Annotated in this window: 23 protein-coding genes; 14 read left to right on the top strand and 9 right to left on the bottom strand. The window is 71.4% G+C overall.

Going from position 1 to position 26,196, the window contains the following annotated elements; genetic code table 11:
• Nucleotides 1–115: 115 nt before the first annotated feature.
• From cysC to AB0M36_RS14205, 8 genes are all read left to right on the top strand, one after another.
• The gene (cysC, locus tag AB0M36_RS14240; RefSeq protein WP_364156719.1) at nucleotides 116–1,639 is read left to right on the top strand and encodes an adenylyl-sulfate kinase; all 1,524 of its coding nucleotides are present in this window, start codon (nucleotides 116–118) and stop codon (nucleotides 1,637–1,639) included.
• Nucleotides 1,640–1,744: 105 nt separating this feature from the next.
• On the top strand, nucleotides 1,745–3,499 hold the full coding sequence (locus tag AB0M36_RS14235; RefSeq protein WP_364156716.1) for a Wzz/FepE/Etk N-terminal domain-containing protein: 1,755 nt from the start codon (nucleotides 1,745–1,747) through the stop codon (nucleotides 3,497–3,499).
• Entirely contained in the window at nucleotides 3,496–4,872 is a 1,377-nt protein-coding gene (locus AB0M36_RS14230; RefSeq protein ID WP_364156713.1) for a hypothetical protein, read from the top strand. The genes AB0M36_RS14235 and AB0M36_RS14230 overlap by 4 nt, the downstream gene beginning before the upstream one ends.
• Nucleotides 4,862–6,085, top strand: a complete 1,224-nt coding sequence (locus AB0M36_RS14225) for a hypothetical protein (RefSeq protein ID WP_364156710.1) — start codon at nucleotides 4,862–4,864, stop codon at nucleotides 6,083–6,085. The genes AB0M36_RS14230 and AB0M36_RS14225 overlap by 11 nt, the downstream gene beginning before the upstream one ends.
• Nucleotides 6,085–6,963: a sulfotransferase domain-containing protein gene (locus AB0M36_RS14220; protein WP_364156707.1), complete on the top strand. Its 879-nt coding sequence runs from the start codon at nucleotides 6,085–6,087 to the stop codon at nucleotides 6,961–6,963. The genes AB0M36_RS14225 and AB0M36_RS14220 overlap by 1 nt, the downstream gene beginning before the upstream one ends.
• Nucleotides 6,927–8,522: an oligosaccharide flippase family protein gene (locus AB0M36_RS14215; RefSeq protein ID WP_364156704.1), complete on the top strand. Its 1,596-nt coding sequence runs from the start codon at nucleotides 6,927–6,929 to the stop codon at nucleotides 8,520–8,522. The genes AB0M36_RS14220 and AB0M36_RS14215 overlap by 37 nt, the downstream gene beginning before the upstream one ends.
• Nucleotides 8,519–9,250: a methyltransferase domain-containing protein gene (locus AB0M36_RS14210; RefSeq protein ID WP_364156701.1), complete on the top strand. Its 732-nt coding sequence runs from the start codon at nucleotides 8,519–8,521 to the stop codon at nucleotides 9,248–9,250. The genes AB0M36_RS14215 and AB0M36_RS14210 overlap by 4 nt, the downstream gene beginning before the upstream one ends.
• A 5-nt stretch (nucleotides 9,251–9,255) precedes the next feature.
• Complete coding sequence (locus tag AB0M36_RS14205; RefSeq protein ID WP_364156698.1) at nucleotides 9,256–10,254, top strand: endoglucanase; 999 nt, start codon at nucleotides 9,256–9,258, stop codon at nucleotides 10,252–10,254.
• On the opposite strand, the gene AB0M36_RS14200 is transcribed toward AB0M36_RS14205, so the two are convergent.
• The gene (locus tag AB0M36_RS14200; protein WP_364156695.1) at nucleotides 10,236–11,033 is read right to left on the bottom strand and encodes a WecB/TagA/CpsF family glycosyltransferase; all 798 of its coding nucleotides are present in this window, start codon (nucleotides 11,031–11,033) and stop codon (nucleotides 10,236–10,238) included. The two genes, AB0M36_RS14205 and AB0M36_RS14200, sit on opposite strands and share 19 nt — an antisense overlap.
• 62 nt (nucleotides 11,034–11,095) lie before the next feature.
• On the opposite strand from AB0M36_RS14200, the gene AB0M36_RS14195 reads away from it, so the two are divergent.
• The 4 genes from AB0M36_RS14195 (at nucleotide 11,096) to galT (ending at nucleotide 14,906) form a co-directional block, all read left to right on the top strand.
• The gene (locus AB0M36_RS14195; protein ID WP_364156692.1) at nucleotides 11,096–12,046 is read left to right on the top strand and encodes a sulfotransferase; all 951 of its coding nucleotides are present in this window, start codon (nucleotides 11,096–11,098) and stop codon (nucleotides 12,044–12,046) included.
• On the top strand, nucleotides 12,046–12,960 hold the full coding sequence (locus tag AB0M36_RS14190) for a glycosyltransferase family A protein (protein ID WP_364156689.1): 915 nt from the start codon (nucleotides 12,046–12,048) through the stop codon (nucleotides 12,958–12,960). Before AB0M36_RS14195 ends, AB0M36_RS14190 begins: the two co-directional genes overlap by 1 nt.
• Nucleotides 12,961–13,041: 81 nt before the next feature.
• Nucleotides 13,042–13,818 (top strand): DeoR/GlpR family DNA-binding transcription regulator, encoded by a 777-nt coding sequence (locus tag AB0M36_RS14185; RefSeq protein WP_364156686.1) that lies wholly within the window; start codon nucleotides 13,042–13,044, stop codon nucleotides 13,816–13,818.
• Nucleotides 13,815–14,906 carry a galactose-1-phosphate uridylyltransferase gene (galT, locus tag AB0M36_RS14180; RefSeq protein WP_364156683.1) on the top strand — a complete coding sequence of 364 codons (1,092 nt, stop codon included), beginning with the start codon at nucleotides 13,815–13,817 and terminating at the stop codon, nucleotides 14,904–14,906. The genes AB0M36_RS14185 and galT overlap by 4 nt, the downstream gene beginning before the upstream one ends.
• 340 nt (nucleotides 14,907–15,246) lie before the next feature.
• On the opposite strand, the gene AB0M36_RS14175 is transcribed toward galT, so the two are convergent.
• A complete protein-coding gene (locus AB0M36_RS14175; protein WP_364156680.1) occupies nucleotides 15,247–16,464 on the bottom strand; it encodes an NADP-dependent isocitrate dehydrogenase in 1,218 nt (405 codons plus the stop codon).
• Nucleotides 16,465–16,575: 111 nt separating this feature from the next.
• On the opposite strand from AB0M36_RS14175, the gene AB0M36_RS14170 reads away from it, so the two are divergent.
• Nucleotides 16,576–16,830 (top strand): hypothetical protein, encoded by a 255-nt coding sequence (locus AB0M36_RS14170; protein WP_364156677.1) that lies wholly within the window; start codon nucleotides 16,576–16,578, stop codon nucleotides 16,828–16,830.
• Nucleotides 16,831–16,883: 53 nt separating this feature from the next.
• Here the strand turns inward: AB0M36_RS14170 and mdh are convergent, their stop codons facing one another.
• The 4 genes from mdh to purN all read right to left on the bottom strand — a co-directional run bounded on the left by mdh (nucleotide 16,884) and on the right by purN (nucleotide 20,787).
• A complete protein-coding gene (mdh, locus tag AB0M36_RS14165) occupies nucleotides 16,884–17,834 on the bottom strand; it encodes a malate dehydrogenase (protein WP_364156674.1) in 951 nt (316 codons plus the stop codon).
• Between the two features lie 104 nt (nucleotides 17,835–17,938).
• Complete coding sequence (locus tag AB0M36_RS14160) at nucleotides 17,939–18,535, bottom strand: pentapeptide repeat-containing protein (RefSeq protein ID WP_364156671.1); 597 nt, start codon at nucleotides 18,533–18,535, stop codon at nucleotides 17,939–17,941.
• 1 nt (nucleotide 18,536) lies between these two features.
• Nucleotides 18,537–20,093 (bottom strand): bifunctional phosphoribosylaminoimidazolecarboxamide formyltransferase/IMP cyclohydrolase, encoded by a 1,557-nt coding sequence (gene purH, locus AB0M36_RS14155; RefSeq protein WP_364156668.1) that lies wholly within the window; start codon nucleotides 20,091–20,093, stop codon nucleotides 18,537–18,539.
• A 76-nt stretch (nucleotides 20,094–20,169) separates the two neighbouring features.
• A complete protein-coding gene (gene purN, locus AB0M36_RS14150; protein ID WP_364156665.1) occupies nucleotides 20,170–20,787 on the bottom strand; it encodes a phosphoribosylglycinamide formyltransferase in 618 nt (205 codons plus the stop codon).
• A gap of 190 nt (nucleotides 20,788–20,977) precedes the next feature.
• Between purN and AB0M36_RS14145 the strand changes: the two genes are divergently transcribed.
• Nucleotides 20,978–21,298 (top strand): DUF4190 domain-containing protein, encoded by a 321-nt coding sequence (locus tag AB0M36_RS14145; protein WP_364156662.1) that lies wholly within the window; start codon nucleotides 20,978–20,980, stop codon nucleotides 21,296–21,298.
• Between the two features lie 80 nt (nucleotides 21,299–21,378).
• Here the strand turns inward: AB0M36_RS14145 and AB0M36_RS14140 are convergent, their stop codons facing one another.
• The 3 genes from AB0M36_RS14140 to sucC form a co-directional block, all read right to left on the bottom strand.
• Nucleotides 21,379–22,947 carry a DUF6350 family protein gene (locus tag AB0M36_RS14140; RefSeq protein WP_364156659.1) on the bottom strand — a complete coding sequence of 523 codons (1,569 nt, stop codon included), beginning with the start codon at nucleotides 22,945–22,947 and terminating at the stop codon, nucleotides 21,379–21,381.
• 224 nt (nucleotides 22,948–23,171) lie between these two features.
• On the bottom strand, nucleotides 23,172–24,053 hold the full coding sequence (gene sucD / locus AB0M36_RS14135; RefSeq protein WP_364156656.1) for a succinate--CoA ligase subunit alpha: 882 nt from the start codon (nucleotides 24,051–24,053) through the stop codon (nucleotides 23,172–23,174).
• A gap of 4 nt (nucleotides 24,054–24,057) precedes the next feature.
• Nucleotides 24,058–25,236 carry an ADP-forming succinate--CoA ligase subunit beta gene (gene sucC, locus AB0M36_RS14130; RefSeq protein ID WP_364156653.1) on the bottom strand — a complete coding sequence of 393 codons (1,179 nt, stop codon included), beginning with the start codon at nucleotides 25,234–25,236 and terminating at the stop codon, nucleotides 24,058–24,060.
• Between the last annotated feature and the right edge of the window lie 960 nt (nucleotides 25,237–26,196).

Genomic DNA, 26,196 nt, shown 5'->3' with positions numbered 1-26,196 from the left:
GCACCCGCCGCCACAGTCGAGAACGGACAGAGCAGCGGACAGACCAAGAGCCCCGCTCGACCCCACGGACTCCGGCTGCGAAACTGTCCTCAAGTCACTGCAGGGGGAGTTTTAGGTGAACGACGGTTCTGTGCTGCCCGAGGACGTCATGCGTGACGCGCCGACGTACACACCACGCGCGCACGAACTCGCCGACCTCGAGCTGCTGCTGGCCGGGGCGTACGCGCCGCTGACCGGCTTTCTGGGCCGCGCCGATCTCCAGGCCGTGCGGCGGCGAGGCCACCTCGCCGACGGCACGTCGTGGCCCGTCGCCGTCACGCTGGAGATCCCCGCCGAGCTCGGCACCGGCCTCGACCTCGACAACCCGCTGCGGCGCACGGTCGTGCTCACCGACCCCGAGGGCGCGCCGGTGGCCGCCATCGAGATCACCGACGCCTGGCCCACGACCGAGGGCCACTTCGCGGTCGGCGGCACGGTACGCCGGATGGGCGACGGCGGGCACGGCCCGTTCCAGCGCCTGCGCCGCACCCCCGAAGAGGTCAAAGCGCTGCTGCCGCCCGGGCGTGTCCTCGGCGTCATCGCCGACCGCCCGCTGCACCGCCCCCAGCTCGCGCAGATCGCGCACGCCGCCCGCACCCTGGCCGCCCACCTGCTGATCTTCATCCCGGTGACCGGCCCGGGCCCCGAGGGACTGCCCCCGGAGGCGCTGGTCCGCGCCATCTTCGCGGCCCGCGACCGGATGCCACCGGCCACCATCGTCGCGGTCCCGCTGATGACCCGCGGCGACGAGATGCGCGACGCGCTGCTGCGGGCCCGGGTCGCCGCCGCCTACGGCGTCACCCACGTGCTGTCCACGGGCGACATGCTGTCCGGCGGTGGCCTGCGGGTGCTGGTGCCCCGCGAGCTGGCCTACGACAACCGCGACGGCCAGTGGCGCTGGCGCGACGACATCCCGCCGCGCAACCGCCGGCTGGCTATGTCCACCGCGGAGATCGGCGACCTGCTGGACCGGGGCTTCCCGCTGCCCGAGTGGCACACCCCGCCGGCCGTGGCCAAGGAGCTGGCCCGGGTCCGCCCGCCGCGCCGGCATCGAGGGCTGGTCGTCTTCTTCACCGGCTTCTCCGGCTCCGGCAAGTCCACGATCGCCCGAGGGTTGGCGGACACCCTGCGCGAGAGCGGCGAGCGGACCATCACGTTCCTCGACGGCGACGTCGTCCGCCGGGAGCTCTCGGCCGGGCTGGGGTTCAGCCGAGCCGACCGGGACCGCAACGTGCGGCGCATCGGCTGGGTGGCGGCCGAGGTCGCGCGCCACCGTGGCATGGCGATCGCGTGCCCGATCGCGCCGTACGCGGACGCCCGCGCCGCCGTGCGCCGGATGGCCGCCGACGCCGGGGCCGGTTTCGTGCTGGTGCACGTCGCCACCCCCTTGGAGGTCTGCGAGCAGCGCGACCGCAAGGGCCTCTACGCGCGTGCCCGAGCCGGCCAGCTCCGGGGCATGACGGGCGTCGACGACCCGTACGAGGTGCCCACCGACGCCGAGCTGGTGGTCGACACCACGGACATGACCGTGCCGGAGGCCATCGATCTTGTGCTGGCCCACCTCGTGGACAGTGGCTGGGTGGAGCCGGAGATGAAGTAACCGGTCGAGGCGGAGTAGTTACGCATCGGCGTACGGGCCGTTTACCCCTCGGGGGCGAAACGCCCGATTGCCGACAACTCCGCCTGCGAAAGGGCCGCCGTACCGATGGAAGCGACTCGCCCGGTGTCCGCCGACCTCTCCCACTACCTGGGGGTGTTCCGCCGGCACTGGTGGGTCGTGGTCGCCGCCACCGGCGCCGGCCTCGGCATCGGCGCCGCGGTCACCCAGGCTCTGCCGAGGGTCTACGAATCCGCCACCTCGGTGCTGGTCCAGGCCGTCGAGCAGGACACCAACGCGTCCGGTGGCCGCACCAAGGGCACGATCAACCTCGACACCGAGGCCCAGCTCGTCGGCTCCGGCGCGGTGGCGGCGAAGGCGGCGGCGCTGCTGCGCTCCCCCATCTCCCCGATCGAGCTGGCCAAGAGCGTCTCGGTCGAGGTGCCGGCCAACACCACCGTGCTCGTGATCAGCTTCGAGGCCGACAACCCGAAGGACGCGCAGTCCGGGTCGCACGCGTTCGCGGAGGCGTACCTGCGCAACCGGGAGGAGACCGCGCGCTCCGGGTTGGACACCCAGATCAAGACGCTCAACCTCAAGGTCAAGCAGCTCACCACGACTCTGACGAGCATCAACAACCGGCTGGCGCGTGCGGCCAGCGGCAGCTCGGAGCGCAGCAACCTGGAGAGCCTGCGGAGCAACTCGCAGAATCAGCTCAACAACCTCACCGGCCGGCTCAACGAGCTGACCACGGCCACCATCGGCGCGGGCAGCATCATCAGCGACGCCCGCGAGCCGGAGGAGCCGACCAGCCCGAACGCGATGCTCAACATCGCCGGCGGCGCGATGATCGGCCTGCTCGCCGGGCTCGGCCTGGCGTTCGTCCGGGAGCGCTTCGACCGCCGGCTGCGGACCGCCGCCGACGTCCGGGACCGGGGCCGGGTGCCGGTGCTCGCCGCGCTGGACGAGCGCACGACCCCGCACTTCGACGACGTGCTGCAGCCGTACGGTCCGGGCGGCCGGGTCTTCAACCGCCTCCGCAACGAGATCCTCGCCAGCCTGAGCGCGGGCGATCAGATCATCGTCGTGACCGGGGCCAGCCGCGGCTCGGCGACCACGCTCGTCGCCGCCAACCTGGCCGCCGCGCTCGCCCGTACGGGAAGCGACGTGGTCCTCATCGGCGCGCACCTGCCGGACAGCGTCGTCGACGCCGCGCCCCTGGCCCGCATGCTCGGGGTCTCCGCGATGCCCGGCCTGTCCGACCTGCTCGCCGGCCGCATCGGACTCGCGAAGGCGATGCAGCGCACCCCACGAATCCCGTCGCTGCGCGTCATCACGACCGGTGGCGCCGCGACCGCGGCGGGTCTGATGCAGTCGCAGCGGCTGCGCGACACGCTGGAGGCTCTGCGCCGGCAGACCGGGTACGTCGTCATCGAAGCCCCGTCGACCAGCAGCAGCGCCGACGCGCAGAGCCTGGCCAGCCTCGCGGACGCCGCCATCCTCGCGGTCGAGCTGCGCCGGTCGAAGCGGCCCGCCCTGCTCGACGCGGCCGAACAGCTCAGCCGGGTCGGCACGCCGCTGCTCGGCGCCGTGGTGCTGCCGCAGCTCAGCGGCATGCGGCGGTCCACGGCCGAGGAGAATCTGCCGGTGGTGGCGCTGAGCGCGCAGAAGCCGGCCGAGACCGCGGTGATCGACGGCGACCGCACCCAGCCGCTGCGCCTGCCGCAGGGCGGTCCGGTCCGGCCGCCGCGGCAGGGTGACGGCACCGAGGAGGTCACCGCCGTGATCGACCTGTCGTCCGCGGGCAAACCGTCCCCGACGGCGCCGGCTGCCAGGACCACCGAGAAGCCGGACGACAAGTGACCCTGGTCGTCCCGGGCGCGACGCAGCGGGCGGCACACAGCACGGCACCGGAACGACCGACCTGGCTGCCGGCGTGGCCGGTCGCGAGCGTGCTCGCGCTCTATCCCCTCTGGTGGGCGCTCGGCCTCGGTGTCCTGATCTTCCCGATCATGGCCGTGCCGATGCTGGTGTTGCTGTTGCGCCGCCGGGCGGCCGGGCGACCGCTGCGCCTGCCACCCGGCTTCGGCTGGTGGGCGCTGTTCCTCGCGGCGGTGGTCATCAGCATCGCCGCGCTCGGCGCCGATCCGGCCGGGACGGTGGTCGAGCACGCCAGCGACCGCCTGGTCGCGGTCGTCTACCGACTCTGCATGTACGCGTCGCTGACCGTCCTGCTCGTCTACACCGGCAACCTCACCGAGGCGGAGCTCCCCCGCCGGCGCCTGGTGAAGCTGCTCGGTTGGCTGTTCGTGGTGACGGTGGCCGGCGGCCTGCTGGGCCTGGTCGCGGGCCGGTTCGAGTTCACCTCGCCGGTCGAGTGGCTGCTGCCGGGCAGCGTGCGCGGCAAGGGCTTCGTGCAGTCGCTGGTGCACCCGTACGCGGCGCAGATCATGGACCTGGTCGGCGGCGAGAAGCCCCGCCCGGCCGCGCCGTGGGGTTACACCAACACCTGGGGCAACAACTTCTGTCTGCTGATGGGCTGGCTCGTGGTGGCCGCCTGGGCGACCCGCCGCGCCGGCACCAAGTTGCTCGCGGTGCTGTGTCTCGCGGTCGCGATCGTGCCCGCGGTCGTCTCCCTCAACCGGGGGCTGTGGATCGGCATCGGGGTCGTCGTCTGCTACGTGGCGGCCCGGTACGTGCTGATGGGTCGACTGTGGATCATCGGCGCGGTCACGCTGGCCGCCGCCGGTCTCGTCCTGGCGCTGCTCGCCACCCCGTTGGGCGACGTCGTCGACGCCCGGCTGGACAACGGCAAGTCCAACGGCGTGCGCTCGTTCCTCGTGGACCGGGCCCTGGACGGCTTCGTCGACTCGCCGATCATCGGGTACGGCTCGACCCGCAACACGATCGGCGGCCGCAACTCGATCACCGTGGGCGAAAGCTCGGGATGCGAGCGCTGCGGCAACTTCACCGTCGGCGGCAACGGCCAACTCTGGCAGCTCATGTACGCCCACGGCAGCGTCGGCACCGTCGCCTACCTGGCGTTCTTCGGATACGGCCTGTGGCGCTTCCGACGGGACCGCACCGGAATCGGCATCGCCGGCAGCGCCGCGATCGTGAGCTCGTTCGCGGCGATGCTCTGGTACAACGCGATCCCGACCCCCCTGGCGTTCATGTTCCTGGCCTACGCGCTGCTCTGGCGCAATCACCTCGAGGGGGACGCACATGCCCGTTAAGACCGCGCCGGCGGAGCTGACCGCCGGCGACGCGGCGCTGCGCACGCAATATCTGGCCGAGGTGCTCGCTCTCCTCTATCCCGCACCCTGCACGACCGACGACCGGCGCGGCGAGCCGATCGCCGAGTATCTCGTCGTCCCGGACGCCCGGCGGCCCCGGCTGCTGGTGCCGACCACGTCCCGCCGAGTCGCCGCCGCCGCCGTGCGCCGCTATGCCGAGCCGCAGTCGCGCGCCGCCCGGCTCAAGCGCGACGCGGTGGTGGCCGCCGTGCGGACCGGCGCCTCCAGCGTGCTGCTGCGCGACCGGGTGCGGGTCACCGGGCCAGCGTCGGAGAGCATCGACGGCCACCTGCGCGAGGCACTCGGCCGGGACCTGTCCCTCAGCATCCACATCGGACCCGCCCGGGCCAACCGCAAGCCGGTGTTGCAGCTCATCAGCCCCAACGGCGAGACGTTCGGCTTCGGCAAGCTCGGCACCGGCCCGCTCACCCAGCGCCTGGTGCGGGCGGAGACCGCCGCGCTGACCGCGCTCGACACGCTCAGGCTGAAAAAGCTCATCGCGCCCCGGGTGTTGCATGCCGGGCAGTGGCGCGGCTCCCAGGTGCTGATCCAGTCGGCGTTGCCGGTGTGGCTTCCACGCTCGCCGCTGACCCCGCGCCGGCTCACCTCGGCGATGCTCGAGATCGCCGGCTGCTGCGGGTACACCAACGGCACGCTGGTGGGCAGCGCGTACTGGGCGGAGCTGCGCGGACGCCTGACAGCGGTGGCCGACCGCCCCGAGGGCGTCGCCCTGGCATCAGCCGCCGAGATGCTCGCGGCGCACGCCAACGTCACCCTGCGCTACGGGGCCTGGCATGGCGACTGGGCACCATGGAACATGGCGAACCTCGCCGACGCGCTGCTGGTCTGGGACTGGGAGCGGTTCGCCAAGGGCGTGCCGGTCGGCTTCGACGCCATCCACCACGAGCTCCAGCGGCGCATCCAGTCCAGCGGGGACGCGGCCGGTGCGGTGGAGGCCACCGTACGCCGCGCCGGCGAGCTGCTCCAGCCGTTCGGCGTCGCGCCAGAGGCCCGGGAGCTGACCGCTCTGCTCTATCTCGTCGATCTCGCCGCCCGCTACCTGACCGACCGGCAGGCCGAGGCGGGCGCCCGCCTCGGTGTGTTGGGGACCTGGCTGCTGCCCGTACTGATTCGAAGGGTCGAAGAACTCTGATGGATGTTCGCAAGGTTCCCGCGCCCGTCAAACGGGTCGTGCACCTGGGGTCGCGTTCCTACGGCAGGCTGACCGCGCCCAGCCGGATGACGCCGTCGTTCCTGATCTGCGGCGGACAACGCTGCGGCACCACGTCGCTCTACCGGGCGCTCGCCGAGCATCCGGCGGTGCTCAAGGCCGTGCTGCACAAGGGGGTGCACTACTTCGACGTGTCGTACGAGCGCGGCATGTCCTGGTACAAGGCGCACTTCCCCACGCTGCGCCAGGCCGACAAGATCCACGATGAGTACGGCGTCCCGGCGCAGACGTTCGAGTCGAGCCCGTACTACATGTACCACCCGCAGGCCACCGCGCGGATCGCCGCCGATCTGCCCGCCACGAAGCTCGTGGTGCTGGTCCGCGACCCGGTGGAACGGGCGTACTCGCAGCACCACCACGAGGTGGCGCGGGGCTTCGAGCGGGAACGCAACTTCGGCAACGCCCTGGCCCTCGAGCCGGCCCGGCTGCACCGGCAGGAGGAGAAGCTCGCGGCGGACCCGGCGTACTACTCGTTCGCGCACCAGCACCAGGCCTACCGTGCCCGGGGCGAGTACGCCCGCTATCTGAGCGTGATGGCGCAGCACGTCGGCCGGGAGCGCATCCACGTGGTGGAGAGCGAGCGGTTCTTCCGCGAGCCCGAGCAGGTCTACGACGAGGTGTGCGCGTTCCTCGGCCTGCCGATCAACCTCGGCCACCCGGCCTTCGAACGGCACAACGCCCGGCCCCGACAGTCCGACATGGACCCCGGTATCCGCCGGGAACTGGCCAGCCACTACGCCTCGCACGACGAGGCGTTGATGACGTGGCTGGGCCGCGTACCCATCTGGCGCTCCTCATGACCGTGGTCGCCGAGGAGGCCCCGGCGAGGAAGGGCGCCCGGGGGGCCGCCCGCGGGGGCCTGGCGAACATGGCCGGCTCCGCGCTGGCGGGCGGCACCGGCGTTGTCGTCACGTGGGTCGTCGCGCGCAGTCTCGGCGCCGAGCAGGCGGGTGCCTTCTTCTCGGCCACCGCGGCGTTCATCCTCGTCGGAGGTCTGGCGAAGTTGGGCACCCAGACCGGCCTCGTCTACTGGCTCGCGCGGTTGCGGGCCACCGGTCGCGAGCACCTGCTCGGCGCGTGCCTGCGAACCGGCCTGACGCCGGTGCTGGTGCTGGCCACGCTGCTGGGCGCCGCGATGTGGGTCGCGGCGCCCGCCATCGCGCACCTGACCGCCGCCGAGTCACCGCAGGTGGTCGCCGAGCACACCGCCGGCCTGCGGATCCTCGCACTGTTCCTGCCCCTGCAGGCCATGGCCGACGCGCTGCTGACGGCCACCCGCGGCTACAAGGCCATGCGCCCGACCGTGACCCTCGACCGCGTCCTGCGCAGCACGCTGCAGTTGCTGTGCGTCGGCGCGGCCGGGGTGGCCACGCTCTGGATCGGCGTCAAGTTGCCCACGTTCGCCCTCGCCTGGGCGGCGCCCTACCTGCCGGTCACCATCCTGGCCGCCGTGGCGTTGCGGCGGATCTACCTGGCCGGCAAGCCCGAGCGCTTCCGCACCCGGCGCAGCGAACGCCTCGACCTGCGGCGCGACTTCTGGCGGTTCACCGGGCCGCGCGCCCTGGCCAGCGTCGCGCAGCTGGCCCTGCAACGCGTCGACGTGCTGCTGGTGGCGGCGCTCGGCGGGCTGGCGTCGGCCGCCGTCTACGCGGTCGCCGGGCGCTTTGTCGTGCTGATCCAGCTCGCCAACCAGGCCATCTCCCAGTCGGTGCAGCCGCGGCTCGCGGAGGCGCTGGCGGTCGGCGATCGCGAGACCGCCAACCACCTCTACCAGACCGCGACCGGCTGGCTCGTGCTGGTGACCTGGCCGATCAACTTTCTGGTGATCCTCTTCGCGCCGGTCTATCTAGGACTGTTCGGCGCTGGTTACCGCTCCGGCGCGCCGGTGGTGGTCGTGCTGGCCTGCGCGATGCTCGTCGCCACCGGCTGCGGCATGGTCGACATGGTGCTCGCCATGGCCGGGCGCACCTCGTGGAACCTCGTCAACGTCCTGATCGCCCTGGTCGTCACGGTCGGTCTGGACGTGCTCCTGATTCCCCGGTACGGCGCGCTGGGCGCGGCGATCGCCCTGGCCTGCGCGCTGGTCGTCAACAACCTGCTGCCGCTCGCGCAGATCGGCCGGGTGGCACGGCTGCACCCGTTCGGCCGGGGAACGCTCGCCGCCGCCGCGCTGTCGGTCGCGTGCTTCGGCGTGCTCCCGAGAGCGGTGATCGCGATGGCCGGTGCCGGCCCGGCCGTCCTCGCGCTCGCGTGCGGCCTCGCCGTGGCCACGTTCGGCGCCGGCGCCTGGCTGCTGCGCCACCGGCTCGCGCTCGACGCCTTCAAGCCTCGCAAGCTCATCCCAAGGAGGATCGATTGACCACCGAATACACCAAGGTGTTCCAGGACGCCGACGCCGTCGACAAGTACGAGCACGTCACGTACGCGCCGGACAGCTACGCGTCCCAGATCAACGAGCGGCAGCGGGCGTACCTGCGCAAGCTCGTGCAGCGGGAGTTCGGCCCGCGGCTGCCGGCCCAGCACGACTTCGCCTGCGGGACGGGACGCGCGATCCGCACCCTGCACGGCATGGTCCGCGAGGCACACGGCTACGACACCTCGGCCGAGATGATGGCCAAGGCCGAAGAGGTCGGTTCGCGGGCGCAGTGGCACCAGATCCCCTCGGACGGCCCGGTGCCGAACCCCGTGCCGGCCGGCCACCCGGCGATCGTCACCATGTTCCGGCTGCTGCTCAACGTCGACGAGGCGGTGCGGGAGCGGGCCATCGCCTTCGCCGCGAAGGCACTGCCGACCCCGGACGCCGGCGTGCTCGTGGTGGAGAACCACGGCAACGCCGGCTCCCTGCGGCACCTGCGGGCCCGGCGGCACTCCGGTGAGCGCTGGTTCGCGGAACTGTCCCACGCCGACGTCGAGCGGCTGCTCGACCTGCACGGCTTCGAGATCGTCGAACGGCGCGGCTTCTCCATGCTCACCGAGTCGCTGAACAAAAACCCGCTGGCCCGTGCCGCGGACGCGGCGGCACGCGCGCTGCCCGGCACGGACGGGTTCGCGGTCAACGTGCTCTACACGGCACGCCGGAAGGCGTAGGGGCCGTGCGCCGCGCTTGCGCCCTGCTGGGGCTGATCGCGCTCGTGCTCGCCGGCTGCACCTCGCACCGGCGGGCCGAGCCCGAGCCGACGCCGTCGCCCGACCTGACGAGCCCGCCGACGGCGGTCGCGGTGCACCCGGGCCCGTTCGAGGCGGGCCCGTTCGAGGCGCCGTCGACCGGTGCGTACCTGGGCGCGTGGATCAAGCCGGAGGCGATGACCCATGCGGGCCGGGTGGAGGCCGTGGGCGGCCTCGAACGCGACCTCGGCCGGCGGCTGGACATCGTCAACACGTACCGTCGCTTCGAGCAGTTGGTCGGCACCGAGTCGGACGCGGAATTCCTGGACCAGGACGCCACGCTGATGGTGAGCTGGGCGACCGGCGACAACCGGTCGATCGTGGCGGGCGAGCACGACCGGCTGATCCGCCAACAGGCCCGCGCGATCCGCAAGGTGAAGAAGCCGCTGCTGCTGCGGATCCGCTGGGAGATGGACAGGCCCAACCTGCGGGCGACGATGTGGTCCGGCGAGGACTACATCGCCGCGTACAGACACATCCGGGCGATCTTCGCTCAGGAGCGTACGAAGAACGTCTCCTGGGTCTGGTGCCCGACCGCCGAGGGCTTCATCCGCGGCGACGCCCCGGCCTTCTACCCGGGCGACGACCAGGTCGACTGGACCTGTGTGGACGTTTACGCCGGCAACCTCTTCCAGCCGATCGGCCAGCTCATGGGCCCGTTCCTGCAGTGGGCCGCGCAACGCCCCAAGCCGATCATCATCGGCGAGTTCGGCGTGGCGAAGGCGTGGGGGCCGGCGGGGCGGGCGGCCTGGTTGCGCGACGCCCAGCGCACTTTCAAGGCCAACCCGCAGATCAAGGCGGTCGTCTACTTCGAGTCCGATCCCGAGGGCAACGGGCCGAAGCAGCAGTTCCAGCTCACCGGGGACCGGCCCGCGTTCCAGGCCTTCACCAAACTGACCAAGGACCCCTACTTCAATCCGGAGTGAGACCGCCGGCGGGCCTGGGCCAGCAGCCGCAGCGCGTACGGTGCGTCGTGCTTGAGGTAACGCCCGGCCAGCCGGCGCGGTTCGGTGCCGAGCCGGTGCGCCCACTCCAGTCCGGTGCGCTGCATCCAGCGTGGTGCCCGCTCCACGTCGCCGGCGACGAAGTTGACCGCCGCCCCGCATCCCACGAACCACGCATCGGGCATGGTCTCCCGCAGCCGGGTGATGACCTCCTCCTGCTTCGGGAAGCCCAGGCCGACGAAGACCAGGTCGGGTTCGGCGCCGGCGACCTTCGCCCGGAAGTCCGCGTACGCCCGCTCGTCGGCCTCGAAGCCGAAGGGCGGGCAGAGCGTGCCGGCGACGCGCAGGCCCGGGCACTCGGCGGCGAGCCGGTCCGCGGCCCGGGTGGCGCCGTCCTGGACCCCGTCGGACTCCGGCGTGCCGCCGATGACGAAGATCGACCGGCCGTCGTGCCCGAGGCCGCGCGACAGTGACCAGATGAGACTGCTGCCCGCGACCCGTTCGGGCAGCGGCGTGCCGCTCAGCTTGCTCGCCCAGACGAGCGGCATGCCGTCGGCCACGATGAGGTTGGCGTCGGCGAGGTAGCCGCGGACCCGGTCGTCCCCGCGCGACTGCCGCAGGATGTCGATGTTCGGTGTGACGATCCGGCCGCCGCGGCCAGCCATGATCGCCTCCCGGACCAGGGCCACCACCTCGCCCTCGGTGACCGGGTCGAACCCCGTACCGTCAAGCTGGACTCGGTCGAAAGCCTCGATGACCACCCAACGCCTCCTTCAGGCTTGTTCGCTCGTTATAGGAGCGAAACGAGCGAAGGCGGTCAGAAGTGGCACGAGTCGTGTATCTGGGCGGATTAGGACGAAGCGGAACGACTCTCGTCGAGCGGCTTCTCGGCGAACTGCCCTCGGTATGCACCCTCGGCGAGATCGTCCACCTCTGGCAGCGCGACATCCGGGACAACGAGCGGTGCGGCTGCGGCGCCCGGTTCGCCGCCTGCACGTTCTGGAGGCGAGTCGGCGAGCAGGCGTACGGCGGCTGGCACAACGTGGACGTCGACCGCGTGCACGCGCTGCGCGACGCTGTCGAGCGCACCCGCTTCATCCCCCGCCTCGCCGCCGCCCAACTCCCCGCCGCCCAGCTCGCCGACGTACGCGAATACGCGACCTTCTACACCCGGGTGTACGCGGCCGCGGCCGAGGTCTCCGGCGCGGAGGTCGTCGTCGACTCGTCCAAGCACAGCGCCCTCGCCCACGTCCTGCGCTGGGCGGACGACGTGGACCTGCGGGTCGTGCACGTGGTGCGGGACGCCCGCGGGGTGGCGTACTCCTGGACCAAGACCGTCACCCGCCCGGAAGCCGACGGCGGCGAGGAGATGACCCGCTACTCCCCCGGCCGCTCGGCCATGCTCTGGAACGCGCACAACGCGGCCTTCGGGCTGCTGGCCCGGCGCGGAGTTCCGGTCCGGCGCATCCGCTACGAGCAGTTTCTCTCCGACCCGCGGGCGGCCCTGCGCGAGCTCGCCGACTACGCCGGCGTGCCGGTCGACGAGGCCGGCCTCGGCTTCCTCGGCGATGGATACGCGGACCTGGGCGTGAGCCACAGCGCCGCCGGCAACCCGATGCGCTTCACGGTCGGGCGGCTGCCGCTGCGCCGCGACGACGCGTGGGTCCGCGCCCTCCCCAACAACCAGCGGCGGCTCGTCGGCGCGGTGTGCGCACCGATGCTGCGCGCGTACGGCTACCCGCTCAACCCCGCAGAAGCACCTCAGGAGGCGTGATGAACTGGCCGTCCGTAGGCGTCGTGATCCCCACCCGCAACCGCCCCGAGCTGGTCCGCAAGGCGATCGCCGCGGTCCGCGAGCAGCACTACCCCGGCGAGATCAAGGTCGTCGTCGTCTACGACCAGACCGAGCCCGACTACCTGCTCGCCTGCACCGAGGGCGTCCAGGTCCTGGTGCTGACCAACTGGCGCACCTCCGGCCTGGCCGGTGCCCGCAACACCGGCATCCTGGCCCTGGACACCGAGCTCGTGGCGTTCTGCGACGACGACGACCGCTGGGCGCCGGACAAGCTGCGCCGCCAGGTCGCCGCCCTGGTGGCCGAGCCGGACGCCGAGTTCGCCACGTGTGCGATCGAGGTGGAGTACGAGGGCAAGTGCACGCCACGACTGGCCGGGCACAGCCGGGTTACCGTCGACGAGCTGGCCCGCTCCCGGATGGCGATGCTGCACTCGTCGTCGTTCCTCGTGCGTCGGGAGGCCCTCGGCACCGACGCCATCGGCCTGGTCGCCGAGGACGCGCCGGGCAGCCAGAACGAGGACTGGGACCTGCTGCTGCGCGCGGCCCGGCGCAGGCCGATCGTGCACCTCGACGAGCCGCTGGTCCGGGTGCTGTGGGGCCGGACCTCGCATTATGCGTACGAGTACGCGACGAAGATCTCCTCGCTGCGCTGGATGATGCAACGCCATCCGGAGATCAGCGGCTGCCGTCCCGGCGCGGCCCGGGTCTACGGGCAGCTCGCCTGCTGGTCGGCGGCGACCGGCAACCGTTCGCAGGCCTGGCAGTTCAGCAAGGAGGCGGTACGCGCGAACTGGAAGGAACCGCGGACGGCGATCGCGCTGGCGGCGATGACCGGAGCCGTGAAGGTGGAAAATGTCCTCTCCGCCTTGCACAAACGGGGACGAGGGATCTAACACACTCTTTCGCGCACACCCGATCGGCGGGTAGTGTTCGCACGTGTTCGAAATAGTGCGGTTCAAGCCGGCGAGCCGCTGATGCTCGCCCAGCAGCGCCAAGCGGCGATCCTCGACCGGGTCCGGGCGGCCGGCGGCGTCCGGGTCAGCGAGCTCGCCACCGAGTACGGCGTATCCGACATGACCATCCGCCGCGACCTGGAGTCCCTCGCCGACCGCGGCCTTCTCGCGAAGGTACACGGTGGCGCGACCACGGTAAGTCCAGGTTCGACGCACGAGCCGGGCTTCGCGGCCAAGTCGGTACGCCAGCGCGCCGAGAAGGCCGCCATGGCGATGCGCGCGGCCGCCATGGTCTCGCCCGGCGACGCGATCGCGCTCTCGGCCGGCACCACGACCGCCGAGCTCGCCCAGCGGCTCGTCGACGTGCCCGACCTGACCGTGGTCACCAACTCCATCCCGGTCGCGGACGTCTTCTACCGCGCCGGACGCCCCGACCAGACCGTGATCCTGACCGGCGGCACGCGCACGCCGTCGGACGCCCTGGTCGGCCCGGTGGCGGTGGCGGCCATCGGCACCCTGCACCTCGACATGCTGTTCCTGGGCGTGCACGGCATGAGCGAACGCGCCGGCTACACCACGCCCAACCTCATGGAGGCGGACGTCAACCGCGCCCTGGTGGACGCGGCGGAACGACTCGTGGTGCTGGCCGACCACACGAAGTGGGGTACGGTCGGCATCTCGTCGATCGTCGCGCTGCACCGCGCCGACGTGCTGATCACCGACGACGAACTCGACGAGACCGCCCGCGCGATCCTGTCCGAACAGGTGCGCGAGCTCGTGGTGGTGAGCGGATCGTGATCGGCCGGCGGACGGCGATCACGCTGTCGGACGGCCGGGAGTTGATCTACTTCGACGAGAACCCGGCCGCGGACCGCACCGGCCAGCCGGACACCCGCGACCTGCCACCCCCGCCGCCGACCTCGCAACTGCGTTACGACCCGCTCGTCGACGAATGGGTGGCAGTCGCGGCCCACCGCCAGACCCGCACGTTCCTGCCGCCGACGGACAAGTGCCCGCTGTGCCCGTCCACACCGGACTTCGCCAGCGAGATCCCGGCGCCGGACTACGACGTTGCGGTGTTCGAGAACCAGTTCCCGTCGTTCAGCGACCGGGTCGTGGCCGACGAGATCACGCGGCTGACGGACCAGGTCCCGGTCCGGCCGGCGGTGGGCCGGTGCGAGGTGGTCTGCTTCACCAGCGACCACCACACCTCCTTCGCGGCGCTGTCTCCGCAACGCGTCCGCACAGTGCTCGACGCGCTGGCGGATCGCACCGCACAGATGTCGGCACTGCCGGGTGTGGCGCAGGTTTTCCCGTTCGAGAACCGGGGTGTCGAGATAGGAGTGACGCTCAGCCACCCGCACGGCCAGATCTACGCGTACCCGATGGTGCCGCCCCGGACCACGGCGATGCTCGCGGCCGCCCGCCGCCACGCCGAACGCACCGGCGGCCGCAACCTCTACGCCGACGTCCTCGCGGCGGAGCGCCGGGCGGAGATCAGAGTCGTCGGCGCCAACGAACACTGGACCGCCTACGTGCCGGCGGCGTCCCGCTGGCCGTACGAGGTGCAGCTCGCCCCCCACCGCCACGTCCCCGACATCCCAGCCCTGACACCCCAGGAACGGGACGCCTTCGCGCCGCTGTACCTGGATGTCCTGAACCGCTTCGACGCCCTGTTCGACCGGCCGATGCCCTACATCGCGGCCTGGCACCAGGCCGTCGTCGGCGAAGGCCGAGACCTGGGCTACCTGCACCTGCAGCTCTTCAGCATCCGCCGAGCCACCGACAAACTGAAATACCTGGCCGGCTCCGAATCAGCCATGGGCGCCTTCATCAACGACGTAACCCCAGAACGCGCCGCCCACCTCCTGCGCGAAGCCCTCTGACCGACATTAGGGGGCGGGGGGCCCGGGACAAGGCCCCCCGCAGGGAAGGGACGGCAGGCTCTGGCGCCTACTGGCCACCACCTTCACGGGGATACCGATCGGCGCCCGGGACAAGGCAAGCCGGACCGGCGGGCGACTCCTCGTGCGTGGCGACCGTCATCCGTTCTGTTAGGTGAAACGAGGCGCGCTTTCCCCTGGTTACGGATCCTAAACATCACATTCGGGTGACGGACCACTTTCGCCGGATCCGCTCCCACTTTCCACCCGGGGACATGCCTTCCCCGGAACGCACGAAGGCCCTCCGGCTGTGTGCCGGAAGGCCTCTGTGCGTGGGCAGTGGTCAGGAAGCCAGCTTGCGGGCCAGGTTCTCGTCCAGTGCGTTCATGAACTCGTCGGTGGTCAGCCACGGGGCGTCCCGGCCGATGAGCAGTGCCAGGTCCTTGGTCATCTGGCCACCCTCGACCGTGGAGACGCAGATCTGCTCCAGGGTCTCGGCGAACTCGGTGACCGCCGGGGTGCCGTCGAGCTTGCCGCGGTGCTTGAGGCCGCCGGTCCAGGCGAAGATCGAGGCGATCGGGTTGGTCGAGGTCTTCTCGCCCTTCTGCCACTGCCGGTAGTGCCGGGTGACCGTGCCGTGGGCGGCCTCGGCCTCGACGGTCTTGCCGTCCGGGGTCATCAGCACCGAGGTCATCAGGCCGAGCGAGCCGAAGCCCTGGGCGACCGTGTCGGACTGCACGTCGCCGTCGTAGTTCTTGCAGGCCCAGACGTAGCCGCCCTCCCACTTCATCGCGGCGGCGACCATGTCGTCGATCAGGCGGTGCTCGTAGGTGAGGCCGGCCTTCTTGAAGTCCTCGGCGAACTCGGTCTCGAAGATCTCCGCGAACAGGTCCTTGAAGCGCCCGTCGTACGCCTTCAGGATCGTGTTCTTGGTCGACAGGTAGACCGGGTAGTCGCGGGCCAGGCCGTAGCGGAACGAGGCGCGCGCGAAGTCGCGGATCGACTCGTCGTAGTTGTACATCGCCATCGCGACGCCGCCGCCCGGGTAGTCGGCGACGTGGAACTCCATCGGCGCCGAGCCGTCCTCGGGGGTGAAGGTGACGGTCAGCTTGCCGGCGCTGGGCACGACGAAGTCGGTCGCCTTGTACTGGTCGCCGTGCGCGTGGCGGCCGATGATGATCGGCTTGGTCCAGCTGGGTACCAGCCGGGGGACGTTCGACATGATGATGGGCTCGCGGAAGACGACGCCGCCGAGGATGTTGCGGATGGTGCCGTTCGGCGACCGCCACATCTTCTTCAGGCCGAACTCGTCGACGCGGGCCTCGTCCGGGGTGATCGTCGCGCACTTGACGCCGACGCCGTGCCGCTTGATGGCGTTGGCCGAGTCGATGGTGACCTGGTCGTCGGTCTCATCGCGGTGCTGGATCGAGAGGTCGTAGTACTCGAGGTCGACGTCGAGGTAGGGCAGGATCAACTGCTCACGGATCTGCTTCCAGATGATCCGGGTCATCTCGTCGCCGTCGAGCTCCACGACCGGGTTGTTGACCTTGATTTTCGCCATCGACCGGCGCTCCTCTCCCGGGACATGTATTTAGCAGTACGAGCGTACTGCCTGTCGGTTGACGCTCGCCGCCGGGCCCGGCCTGGCGCGAGGGTTCTACGCTGTTTTCCGATGACTCATTCCGAGCACCGTGACGAACGTCCCACGACGCCCGTGACCAGGATCATCCTCGTCACGGCAGCCGTGGCGGCGCTGCTGCTCGCGGTCACCATCAACAGCTTGCTCCTCGTGGCCGCCGCCGTCATTCCGGCCGCCGCCTGCGTGTTGCGCGAGCCGTCGTCGGAACGCGCTGCCGCGTCGACGGTCACCGTGCTGGCCGCCGGTCTCAGTCTCATCCTCATCGGCCTGGGCATCGCGCACGCCTGAACCGCGCAAAAAAGGCCGGACCCGTTCGGGCCCGGCCTTTCGTGCAGCGACGATCAGAGGTCGGCGACGTCCGCCTGCTTGGCGCGGACGGCCTCGGCGGCCTCCTTGAGACCGGCGATCTCGGTGTCGGTCAGCTTCTCCTCGACGATCTTCTTGATGCCCGTGGCGCCGATCTCGGCCTCGACACCCAGGTAGACACCCGAGATGCCGTACTCGCCGTCGACCCAGGCGCAGACCGGCATGACCACGCCGGAGTCCTCGACCACGGCCTTGGCCATGCGGGCCGCGGCGGCCGACGGGGCGTAGTACGCCGAGCCGGTCTTGAGCAGCGCGACCACCTCGGCGCCACCGTTGCGGGTGCGAACGACGAGCTCTTCGATCTTCTCGGCCGGCAGCAGGTCGGCGAGCGGCTTGCCGTCGACGGTGCAGCGCGACGGGACCGGCACCATGGTGTCGCCGTGCGAGCCGAGGGTCAGCGCCTTGACGCTTCCCACCGGGACGTTCAGGGTCTCGGCGATCGAGTTGGTGAAGCGGGCGGTGTCGAGCACGCCGGCCTGGCCGAAGACCCGGTTCTTGGGGAACTGGGTGGCGATCTGGGCCAGCGCGGTCATCTCGTCGACCGGGTTGGAGACGACGATCACGACGGCGTTCGGGGCGTACTTGGCGACGTTCTCCGCCACCTGGCGCACGATCTTGGCGTTGACCTCGAGCAGGTCCATGCGGCTCATGCCCGGCTTGCGCGGCAGACCGGCCGTGATGACCACGACGTCGGAGCCCTCGATGGCCTCGTAGCCCTCGCCGTTCGGGCCGGTGGTGGCACCGACGATCTTGGTCTCGAAGCCCTCGATCGGCCGGGACTGGTTCATGTCGAGCGCCAGGCCGGCGGGCTTGCCCTCGATGATGTCGGTGAGCACCACGGTCTCGAAGATGTCGTACTCGGCGAGACGCTGTGCGGTCGTGGACCCGTAGAATCCGGCGCCTACGACGGTGACCTTCTTGCCCATTGCTCAACTCCCAGTCGGCGGGACGGCTTTTTCGGCGACCGTATCAGTCGGTTGGGGCCGCTATACCGGGTAGGGCCTCATCGGGCGAGGTAAGCCACTCCGGGCTATCCGATGACGGCGCCGTGTGCCTGGGCGAACAGCCCCGCCTGGGCGATGTCGATCTTCGCGCCGGTCAGATCGACCTCACGGAGGGCCACCGCGTCGAGATCGGCACCGCGCAGGTCGGCACCCTTGAGCACCGCGTCCCTGAGCCGGGCGGCGGACAGGTCGGCGCCGCGCAGATCGGCGCGGGTGAGGTTGGCGCCCTCGAGATCGGCCTCGTGCAGCCGCAGCCCGGCCAGCGACACGGCGGTCAGGTTCGCGCCGCGCAGCGACACGAAGGACCAGTCGCCGCCGTCGACGGTCAGGGGACGCAGATCGCAGTCGGAGAACTGCGTACCCGTGAGCTTGCACTCGGTCAGCGTCGCGTCGAAGAAATTGCACCGTCGCAGCGTGGACTGCAGGATCGCGCAGCTGCTCAGCTCGGTCGCGTTGAACCGGATGTTGCCGAACTCGCAGCGCAGGAACGTGCAGCCCGAGAGCCGGGCCTCCGACCAGTCGACGTCGTGGAACGCGCAGTCCTCGTAGACCGCGCGTTCCACCTCGGCGAGCGCCCAGTCCTTCCCGGAGAAGGTTTGGCCGCTGATGCTCGGCGCCTCCACGTCAGTGGTAGAAGTGCCGGGTGCCGGTCAGATAGACGGTGAGCCCGGCCTTCTCGGCCGCCTCGATGACCAGGTTGTCGCGGATCGAGCCGCCGGGCTGCACCACGGCCTTCACCCCGGCCGCGATCAGCACCTCGAGCCCGTCCGGGAAGGGGAAGAACGCGTCCGACGCGGCCACGCTGCCCTTCGCCCGGTCGGTGCCGGCCCGGTTGACCGCGAGGTGCGCCGAGTCGACCCGGTTGACCTGTCCCATCCCGACGCCGACGGTGGCGCCGTCGTGGGCGAGCAGGATCGCGTTGCTCTTCACCGAGCGGACGGCCCGCCAGGCGAACGCCAGGTCGCGCAGGTCCTCCGCGGAGGCCGCCTCGCCGGTCGCCAGGGTCCAGTTCGCCGGGTTGTCGCCCTCGGCGTCGATCCGGTCGGCCAGCTGCACCAGCATGCCGCCGCCGATCTGCTTGACCTCCGCGGGCGGCGGGCTCCAGGCCGGTGCGACGAGCACCCGCAGGTTCTTCTTCTCCTGGAAGATCGCCAGCGCGTCCGCCGCGAACGACGGCGCGACGATCACCTCGGTGAAGATGCCGTCGAGCTGCTTCGCCAGTTCCGCGGTCACCTCCCGGTTGACCGCGATGACCCCGCCGAACGCCGACACCGGGTCACACGCGTGCGCCTTGCGGTGCGCGTCGGCCACGTCCGCGCCGATCGCGATGCCGCACGGGTTGGCGTGCTTGATGATCGCGACGCACGGCTCGGTGAAGTCGTTGGCGCTGCGCCAGGCCGCGTCCGCGTCGACGTAGTTGTTGTACGACATCTCCTTGCCGTGCAACTGCTCCGCCTGCGCGAGCCCGGCGGGCGCGTTCGGGTCGGTGTAGAGGGCCGCCTGCTGGTGCGGGTTCTCGCCGTAGCGCAGGGCGCTCTCCCGCTGGAGGGCGAGCCCGGCGAACTCCGGCCACTCCTGCGGCGCCAGCGTGGTGGCACACCAGTTGGCGACCGCGACGTCGTACTCCGCGATGTCGGCGAAGGCGCGAGCGGCGAGCATTTTGCGCTGCGTCAGCGTGAAACCGCCGTCCCGCAGGGCGTCGAGGATCAGCGGGTACGCCGCCACGGCCGTCACCACCGCCACCGACGGATGGTTCTTCGCCGCCGCCCGCACCATCGCCGGCCCACCGATGTCGATCTGCTCGACGCACTCGTCCACGCTCGCGCCCGAGGCCACCGTCTGGGTGAACGGATACAGATTGCTCACCAGCAGGTCAAAAGGCGCGATGTCGAGCTCGGCGAGCTGCCGCTCGTGGTCGGGCAGGCGCAGGTCGGCGAGCAGGCCGGCGTGGACCCGCGGGTGCAGGGTCTTGACCCGCCCGTCGAGGCACTCCGGGAAGCCGGTCAGCTCCTCCACCCGGGTCACCGGCACGCCGGCTCCCTCGACCATCGAGGCGGTCGAACCGGTGGAGACGATCTGCACCCCTGCGGCGTGCAGCGCCTGCGCGAGCTCGACCAGGCCGGTCTTGTCATACACGCTGAGCAGAGCCCGCCCAATCGGGCGGCGACCGTCCCCGCTCATGCCGGCACTCCGCTTCGCTCCGCGCCGTCATGAGGCACGGCCGGGCTGAGCTTGATGACGCCCTCGCTGCGCTCGGTCATGGGATGGTGACCTTCCTGTCCGTGATGGTCCAACCGTCGCGCACCAGCCGGCCGACGTAGTCGACGAGCTGCCGGCGTTCGGCTTCCTTGATCCGCTCGGTCAGCGCCTCCTCCGTGTCGTCGTCGAGGACGGGCACGCTGACCTGGGCGATGATGGGTCCGGTGTCGACTCCGGCGTCGACGAAGAAGAGGGTCGCGCCGGCGATCTTCACGCCGTAGGCCAGGGCGTCGCGGGGGCCGTGGATGCCCGGGAACGCCGGAAGCAGCGCGTTGTGGGTGTTGACGTACCGGTCGCCGAACGCGGCCAGGAACCGCTTGCCGACGAGCTTGAGGAAGCCGGCCGAAATCACCAGATCGGGCTCGTACGCCGCGACGTGCGCGGCCAGAGCGGCATCCCAGTCGTCCCGGGTCGGATAGGCCTTCACGGAGTCCACGAAGGTGGGCACTCCAGCGGCCGAGGCACGGTCGAGGCCGGCGATTCCGTCCCGGTCGGCGCCGACGGCGACCACCTTCGCGCCGTACGCGGGGTCCGCGGAGGCGTCGAGAAGGGCCTGCAGATTGCTGCCGGAGCCGGAGACGAGGACGACCAGCCGGGCGGGCGCGGGGTCTGTCACGCGAGCACCCTACCTGAGGCGGCGAAGCCGTCAGCCGACGCGGCCCGGCCGTCGGCGGCGCACCCCGACCACTTTGTGGGCAGCGGTAAGGGCTGATCATCGGTTAGGCTGCGCCCGCCCGCGTGAGGCTACGGGGGCGCCTCGATCCGCATTTCACCGCCTCAGGGCGGAACTATCTGGAGGATTCGCCGTGACCCCACCGCCCAACTACGGCCCACCCGCCGGGGGACCCGCCGCGCCGAACAACACCATGGGTCTCGTCGGAATGATCCTCGGCATCATCTCGATCCCCCTCGCGTGCTGCTTCTACCTCGGAATTCCGGTCGGCATCGCCGGCGCGATCCTCGGCTACCTCGGACGCCAGAAGGCCGACAGCGGGTTCGCCAACAACCGCGGCCAGGCTCAGGCCGGTCTCATCTGCGGCGCGATCGGCGCCGTGCTGGGAATCGCCCTCATCATCCTGTCGTTCACCGTGCGGAACTTCGACTGGAGCACCTACCTGAACCGCTGACGCGGCTCGATGCGGGTGGCTGCTCTGGATCACACCGGAGTGGCCACCCCGTTTTCTGTAACTCTCCTGGTGGACCAGTTCTACTTGTGGACCGGGGCCCGGAACGCCCGCCCGGCCGCCGCGCCGATGCAGCTCGACACCCCGACGACCGTGGTCGCGATCAGGGCGACATGCCACGGCACCGGGCCGATCTCCGCCATCCGGCCGTCGCCGAGCGGCCCGCCGGACAACCAGGCCAGCACGCCCAGGACCAGGCCCGCCACCGGACCGGCGAGCAGCGCCGAGCCCAGCACCAGCGACCAGGCCGGCTCGGCGGGCAGCGCCTCGCCCGGGCGCACGGCTCGCCGGTTGTCGCGCAGATGCCCGTCCACGACGTGGTGCACGCCCATCAGCCGCCGGGTCAGCAGCCAGCCCGCCGCCATCGCGGCCAGCACCGGCACGGCCAGCAGGGCAGCGCCGCTCGCACCCATGGGCCCGTTCGGCAGGCCGGCCAGCAGCGGCAGGGTCGGCAACGGGCCCACGCTCAGCTCGGTCAGGCGTACGGCCGAGTCGGTGCCCAGCAGGAAGCCGGGGCCGAGCAGGTAGGCCGCGGCCCAGACCGCGCCGTTGGCCCCGTACCCGAGGCTCACCAGGGTGATGCCGGCCTGGCCGACGACCCCGGTGCGGTAGGCCCCGATCATGTCGGCGGCCTGCCCGCCGCCGACCGCGACGGAGAGCCCGGCGAACGCCGCGCCGGCGGCCAGGATCAGCAGCGCCGCCACCACACCCGTCCGCAGGGCGTGCCGCACCGGCGGCGGCAGCCGTCGGGCGATCACGACCAGGGCGTCCGTGCCGCGCAACGATCCGATCAGGGCACACACGAAGCCGGCGAGGAAGAGATGGACCGCGGCCCGGGCCGGCGAGACGTCCGTGCCGCGGCCGTCGACGACGAGCGCGGCCAGCAGGCCCAGGATCGCGTACGCGGCCCCGATCGTGGCCCCGACCAGCAGCGCGGCCCGCGGTGAGGCGCTGCGCCGGGCTCCGATGGCACGGGTGACGTGCAGGCCCGCCCGGTTGAGCCGCCAGCCGGCCAGCAGTGTGAGCAGCAGCGGCGCCAGGCCCAGCGGACCGATGGACGTGCCGATGGGTACGCCGTGTCCGAGCAGCCACCCCGCGAGCCCGGCGTGCGCGGCGCTGCCGAGCCCGCCCTGACCCTCGAGGGACCGGGCCAGCCCGATGACGACGGCGACCGGAAGATAGGAGAGCAGCGCCGCCCACAAGGTGGCGAACGCGGCGGCCACCGGCAGGGGCGCGCGGCCCCGCGCGTCGGCGGGACGCCGCTGGCCCGGCACGGTGACGGTCGGGTGGTTGCCCGGATCGACGCGGACGGTCCGGTGCTGGCGCGGGTCGACCGTGACGGTCTCTCGGTCCTGCTCGCGGCCGGCGCCGGACGGTGCGGGGTCGAGGCGGACCGTGGCGTGGTCCGGCGCCGCCGGGCGGACACCCGCGGCGACCGTCTCCCGAACGATGTCGAAGTCGTCGGGCTCGGGGCTGGCCGGGACGGGACGGCCGGGCTTGCCCCGGGCAGCGTCGTCGGTGGCCTCGGCGGCCTCGATCGGATCCCCCGAGCCGGCGGATCGACCGTCGGGACGGTCGGGTGTGGTCGGCATCGTCGCCTACTTTTCCACGCCGGGCGGCCTGCGGCGACGCAGAAACGACGACGCGCCGCATCCGGCCTGCTCGGCGCCCGCCCGGACCCGTCCGAATGCGGCAAGCCAGACGAACGTCTCCGCCCTGGTCGCAGCGACGGAAACCGCCGGGGGCACATACACGGGCGCGCCGCTGCACGGGCCGGGAAGGTCCGTGCGGCGGCGCGCCTGTGGCCGTACCAAAATCAGCTCATGACCTCGCGCATGAGCCGCGCGGTCTCGCTCGGGGTCTTCCCGACCTTGACGCCCGCGGCCTCGAGGGCCTCCTTCTTGGCGTCGGCGGTGCCCGCCGAGCCGGAGATGATCGCGCCCGCGTGGCCCATCGTCTTGCCGGGAGGCGCGGTGAAGCCCGCGATGTAGCCGACCACCGGCTTGGTGACGTTGGCCTTGATGAACTCGGCGGCCCGCTCCTCGGCGTCGCCGCCGATCTCACCGATCATCACGATCGCGTCGGTGTCCGGGTCGTCCTGGAACGCCTTGAGCGCGTCGATGTGGGTGGTGCCGATGACCGGGTCGCCGCCGATGCCCACACAGGTCGAGAAGCCGAAGTCGCGCAGCTCGTACATGAGCTGGTAGGTCAGCGTGCCGCTCTTGGAGACCAGGCCGATGCGGCCGGCCGGGGTGATGTCGGCGGGGATGATGCCCGCGTTCGACGCACCCGGCGACGCGATGCCCGGGCAGTTCGGCCCGATGATCCGGGTCTTCTCGCCCTGCTCGACGTTGTAAGCCCAGAACGCGGCCGAGTCCTGCACCGGCACGCCCTCGGTGATCACCACGGCGAGCGGGATCTCGGCGTCGATCGCCTCGACCACGGCGGCCTTGGTGTGCGCCGGCGGCACGAAGATGACGGTCGCGTCGGCGCCGGTCTCCTTCATGGCCTCGGCGACGCTGGCGAAGACGGGCAACTCGGTGCCGTCGAAGTCCACGGTCGTGCCCGCCTTGCGCGGGTTCACACCGCCGACCACGGTGGTGCCCGCGGCCAGCATCCGGCGGGTGTGCTTCGAACCCTCCGAGCCGGTCATGCCCTGGACGATGACCTTGGAGTCCTTGGTGAGCCAGATAGCCATGTCGTCACTTCCCCGCAAACGCGAGTTCGGCGGCACGCTCGGCCGCACCGTCCATCGTGTCCACCCGCTGCACCAGCGGGTTGTTGGCCGAGTCCAGGATCGCCCGGCCGGCCTCGGCGTTGTTGCCGTCGAGGCGGACCACGAGCGGCTTGGTGACGGCCTCGCCGCGCTCACCGAGCAGGGCGAGCGCCTGGATGATGCCGTTGGCGACCTCGTCACAGGCGGTGATGCCACCGAAGACGTTGACGAACACCGCCTTGACCGCCGGGTCGCCCAGCACGATCTCGAGGCCGTTCGCCATCACCTGGGCGCTGGCGCCGCCACCGATGTCGAGGAAGTTGGCCGGCTTGACGCCGCCGTGCTTCTCGCCCGCGTACGCGACCACGTCGAGCGTCGACATGACCAGGCCCGCGCCGTTGCCGATGATGCCGACCTCGCCGTCGAGCTTGACGTAGTTGAGGTTCTTCGCCTTGGCGGCCTGCTCCAGCGGATCGACCGCGGACTGGTCCACCAGCGCCTCGTGGTCGGGGTGCCGGAACCCGGCGTTCTCGTCCAGCGTGATCTTCGCGTCCAGGCAGAGCACCCGGCCGTCGCCCACCTTGGCCAGCGGGTTGACCTCGACCAGCGTGGCGTCCTCGGCGACGAACGCCTGCCACAGCTTCACCGCGATGTCGACCACGTGCTCGGCGACCTCGGCCGGGAACTTCGCGGCGGCGACGATCTCCCGCGCCTTCGCCTCGTCCACACCCTTGTTCGCGTCGATCGCGATCTTGGCGACCCGCTCCGGGTCCTCCTCGGCAACCGTCTCGATCTCCATGCCGCCCGCGACGCTGGCGATGCAGAGGAAGGTGCGGTTGGCCCGATCGAGAAGGTAGGAGAAGTAGTACTCCTCCTTGATGTCCGCGGTCTCCGCGAGCATCACCTTGTGCACGGTGTGACCCTTGATGTCCATCCCGAGGATGTCGGTCGCGCGAGCCTCGGCCTCATTCGCGTCCGCCGCCAGCTTGACGCCACCGGCCTTACCCCGGCCACCCACCTTGACCTGGGCCTTCACGACGACCTTGCCACCGAGGCGCTCGGCGATCGCCCGCGCCTCCTGCGGGGTCTCCGCGACGCCGCCGCCCAGCACGGGCAGCCCGTGCCGTTCGAACAGGTCGCGCCCCTGATACTCGAACAGGTCCACGTGTCTCCTTTCGCTCGCGACGTTCGCCGCGGCATGCCGCGTGCCCGCGCCCCGACCTGTGTTCGCGGCGCGTCGTTGCGTCGCCGCCAGCGTGAGGAATGTCGGCCCCGGTGATGCTCGAGGCCTTAATTCGCAGCCTAGCCAGTCGGAGGACGGTGAGGGGTTCGCGGGGGGTTCCTGTGTAAGACCGCACAGGGTTTTAGGGTGGGATTCAAGATCCTTCATTGATACGCGGCTATGGGTGAACAAGCGCAACACCGGGGCTGGACCGCCTCCGGCGGCTACCGCACCCAGGCCGTAGCCACTCCAGGCCGTCCGCCCGCTCCGGCCCGGTGCTCACCATTTCGCCTCGGGAGCGCCCTGTGACTTCGGTGAGGGCCGCAACACACTCAACTCCAGTGCGGGGCCGCGCCCCCGGCGCCTTGTCAACCGGGTCACCCGTGCCTGCCCCAGCACTCCAGAGCGGGATCGCGCCCCAGCACTCCCACGCGGACCGCTCCAGTCCGGCCCGAGGGGCCAGCATTGCGGCTCAGACGGCCACCCGCTGCGCCGCGGCCCGCCGCACCGCCCGTCCCATCCGGGTCCGCTGCGTCGCCTGCCCACCCCCGTCCGGTCTGGTTTCGCACCACTGAAGCCACTGCGGCCCACGCGGCACCCGCTCCAGCCCAGCCCGGGGCGCCGGCCAGCGCGGCACAGGCGGCCGCCCGCTCCACTCCGGCCCGCCGCGCGGCCCATTCACTCGGGGCGCCTGACTGAGAGTGGGGATCAGGCGAGGGTGACGTCGACCGGTGCGCCACGCCGCCCGCTCACTCCGGCCCGCCACGCACTGCGGCCCGCCACGCCGCCCGCTCACTACCGCCCGCCGCGCACTGCGGCCCGCCACGCCGCCCGCTCACTACCGCCCGCCGCGCACTGCGGCCCGCCACGCCGCCCGCTCACTACCGCCCGCCGCGCACTGCG

It is taken from the genome of Actinoplanes sp. NPDC051346, from assembly GCF_040682215.1.
In the GTDB taxonomy this organism is placed as follows: Bacteria; Actinomycetota; Actinomycetes; order Mycobacteriales; family Micromonosporaceae; genus Actinoplanes.
The sequence above is the reverse complement of the archived record's forward strand: the minus strand, read 5'-3'. Positions and strand labels throughout refer to the sequence as shown.